This is a genomic window from Bacteroidia bacterium (genome assembly GCA_025056095.1).
Lineage (GTDB): Bacteria > Bacteroidota > Bacteroidia > JANWVE01 > JANWVE01 > JANWVE01.
Genome location: JANWVW010000244.1, coordinates 1 through 4158 on the forward strand (window position 1 = coordinate 1; position 4158 = coordinate 4158).

1 protein-coding gene is annotated in these 4158 nt (G+C 40.2%); it reads left to right on the forward strand.

Annotated features, from left to right (window positions below):
- Positions 1 to 194: 194 nt before the first annotated feature.
- Entirely contained in the window at positions 195 to 4043 is a 3849-nt protein-coding gene (locus tag NZ519_12780) for a gliding motility-associated C-terminal domain-containing protein (GenBank protein MCS7029629.1), read from the forward strand.
- Positions 4044 to 4158 lie beyond the last annotated feature (115 nt).

The window sequence follows — 4158 nt, forward strand, 5'->3', positions numbered from 1 at the left end:
AGTACCGAAGCGAAGCGTAGTGCGGAATGCCCCGACCCTTGCGTCAGCAAGGGGCACGCCCAAAAAATCAAATTAAAAATCATTTTACATAAACTCAAATGAAATTGTAAGCAAAATTTGCATCAATCCTGTCTTTGGATATCTTTTTCAATCTAAAATTTGTACAGTTTAGTGGGCATTCGTATTTTTATATTGTGAAACAAGTTTTCTCATCTCTTGGAATTTTGCTCTTGTTTTCTTATATTTATGCGCATAATGAGGCTCAATATCTTTATTTTGTGCCTAATCAAGGGCAATGGAAAGAAAATTTTCAATACAAAACGAATATACCCGCAGGCACACTCTTTTTGCACGAAAAAACTTGGCTATTCTGCTTGATTCATCCCGAAGATCTTCGCCAATTACATCCTAATCCCAATCCCGATGAGGTAGTTCTACGCCACCATGCGTTTGAAATAGAATTCTTACATGCTCAAAATCCTACCTTACAAGGCAGGGAACTTTTACCCTACTACCACAACTACTACTTGGGCAATGACCCTGATAGATGGAAAACTAATGTGCCACTATACCAAAAAATTTACTACCAGCATTTGTATGACAACATAGACCTTTGTGTGTACAGTCAAGGTACTACCTTGAAATACGATTGGATTATTCAGCCAGGGGGCAATCCAAAAAACATACAGATGACTTACAAAGGATTAAACAACCTCTACCTCAAAAATGGAAATTTGTATTTAGTAACTTCGGTAGGAGAGCTGATTGAACAAAAACCTTATGCATACCAAATCATTAACCAATCTAAAAAACCTGTGGAATGCCGTTTTGTGCTGAATAGGAATGCCGTTTCGTATGAATTTCCACAAGGATACATGCCTAATTTTCCGTTGATTATAGACCCTGTTTTGGTGTTTGCATCTTACACAGGTTCAGTAGCAAATAACTGGGGTTTTACAGCTACGTACGACAATGCAGGGAACGCTTACGCAGGCGGAGTAGCATTTGAACCTGGCTATCCTGTAACTGTTGGCGCATTTCAAACTACTTGGGCAGGTACTAGCTCTTCTGATTTTTATGACCGTATGGATATTGCTATTTCTAAATTCAATGCATCAGGAAGTAATTTACTCTACTCCACATACATTGGTGGCACACTTCGCGAGCAACCCCATAGCATGATTGTAGATGATGCTCATAACTTATACGTGTTTGGCACAACCAACTCTGCTAACTTTCCCACTACAAGCACTGCCTATGATAAAACTTTTAACGGCGGAGATAGAGATATTGTTGTATTCAAGTTCAATAGTTTAGGTACGGCACTATTAGGTTCAACCTATCTTGGTGGTTCAGGTCCTGATGGAAGTATATCTAATGCAGCCAGCCCTACTACCGCAGCTTTGTACAAAAATTATGGAGATGACGTACGTGGAGAAATTATTATAGATGTTCAAGGAAACATTTATGTAGCTACTTCCACAGGTTCACTCAATATTCCCAAAGTAAAAGCACAGTTCAATACTTTCAACGGAGGTACGCGGGATGGGTATGTATTCAAGATGAGTACAAATTGTCAAAGCTTGCTGTGGGCAACCTACATTGGGGGTTCAGGCGATGACGGTTTGTATGGAATATGCTTTGGTAAAGACAGCATTATTACGGTATGTGGGGGAACACGTAGCAATAACCTTCCTACTCATGCTACTGCATTACATACCACTTGGCAAGGGAATACAGATGGCTTTGTGGCTCAATTTCAAGATACTTTACTAATACGATTAACCTATATTGGCAGAAGTAACTACGACCAGACCTATTTTGTACAAAGCGATGGGGCAGGAAATATCTACGTAGCAGGACAAACATTGAGCTCTACTTATCCTGTGATAGGAACAGTATATGCTGAACCTAACGGAGGACATTTTATTACTAAACTGAATCCGACTTTGAGTTCAATAGTATATAGTACTCGGTTTGGTACTCCAGGTACGATTAACATTTCTCTTTCTGCTTTTTTGGTAGATAAATGTGAGCAGTTATATGTATCGGGTTGGGGAGGGGGCGCGAATGCCAGTGTAGGTAATACTCTTGGAATGACCACTACCTCTAATGCTACTCAAACTACCACAGACGGACAGGATTTTTATTTGATTGTATATGCCAAAGATGCGGTTAGCTTATTATATGCAGGCTTTTTTGGAGGAGATAATAATGCCGTACCTGTCAGTTCAGGAGAGCATGTGGATGGAGGAACAAGCCGATTTGATAAAAACGGAATTGTGTACCAATCAGTATGTGCGGGATGTTGGGGTAATAGTGTGTTTCCTGCTACCCCTGGAGCATGGTCAACTACAAATAACTCCTCTAACTGTAATAATGCCATTTTTAAGTTAGATTTTCAAGTATCTAGCCCAGTAATTATTGCGAGTATGAACGCAACTCCTAACTCAGGTTGTGTTCCTTTAACGGTTAACTTTACGAACACCTCTATAAACGGGATAAATTACTATTGGTATTTTGGCGATGCTTCTACAAGTACTAGCCCTAATCCTACTCATACTTACACAAGTCCAGGCACGTACATAGTTATGCTTGTAGTAGAAAATCCAAGCTCATGCAATGTGAGAGATACAGCTTATTTACCTATTACAGTGCATCCTTTACCTTCTGTGCCTACACACGCAGTAAATACTTGTGATAACACAGCTGTCCTAGATGCAGGTAATCCAGGCAGTAGCTATACTTGGACTTATCTCGGTAATCCCATAGGGAATACTCAAACTATCACAGTCAGCAATAGTGGCGTATACTACGTTACGATAACCACTCCATTTGGGTGCACGGCAACGGATTCTGTGGTAGTTAACTTCTATCCAGCGCCAACTATAACCGTTCCTCCTGATACAAGTACTTGTAGCAATGAAAGTATTATTTTGATAGCAAGTGCAACGGGGGCTACAAGTGTACAGTGGCTATATGGTAGCAGTGTAATCAGTAGCACAAACACCTGTGTGGCTAATTCATCAGGAATGTATATTTTTCAAGCTACAAACAGTTTAGGTTGCACTACACGAGATACTGTTTGGGTAACCTATAAACCAAGTCCTGTGGATAGCTTACCTCCAAGCATAACGGCATGTGCAGGCACGCCCATATTTTTAGATGCCAAAAATGAAGGTTCTACTTACTTATGGCTTTTAGGTGGAAATCCTGTAAGTACAAACCAAATCTATTCGCCTACTACCGCTGGGCAATACGTAGTACAAATTACTAATACTTTTGGCTGTACATTAAATGACACGGTTCAAGTCAATATTGTGCCCGGACCAACTATTAACTTGCCCCAAACAGATACACTTTGTAAGCAAAGTTCAATACAGATTAGTGTTCAGGGAAGTTCTAGTTACACTTACCAATGGTACAAAAATGGTACCCCTATCTCTCATAATTTTGACACTTTGACGGTCAGAGAAGAAGGTTGGTACGTGGTAGAAGTGAGCAATGGACCTTGTACAACAAAAGACTCCATTTTAATTCTTCGTAGTGTGCCGAATGCATATTTAGGTTCGGATACTTGTGTATGTGCAGGTAGCAGTGTGGTACTAACAGCTCCATCTCCAAACATGCAATATACTTGGCAGCCTGGTGGGCAAACTACTCAAAGTATTGAAATTACACAAACGGGATTGTACCAACTTACGGTAAGCAGTTTATCGGGGCGCTGCACGGATAAAGATGAAATATATGTTACTTTTGTAGATTGCTCTTTTGCAATGCCGAATGTATTTACGCCGAACAACGATGGCAAAAACGACGTTTTTGAGTACAATGTAAAAGGTTGGCAGAGCTATCATATAGAGATTTACAATCGTTGGGGTAATAAGGTATTTGAAACCAACGAAGTAGGTAAATTTTGGAACGGAAGAAAGAACAATACAGAGGAACTTATGCCCGAGGGAGTGTATTACGGAGTAATAGAAGCTAAAAACTGCGCAGGACATACGATTAGAAAATCTTTTAACGTAACTTTATTTAGATAAAAAGCTTGCTTTTATGAGCTTTTTTAAGAGTAGGATTCTTTTTTGGGCGTGCCCCTTGCTGCGCAAGGGTCGGGGCATTCCGCACTGCGCTTCGCTTCGGTACTTCGCTAACGCT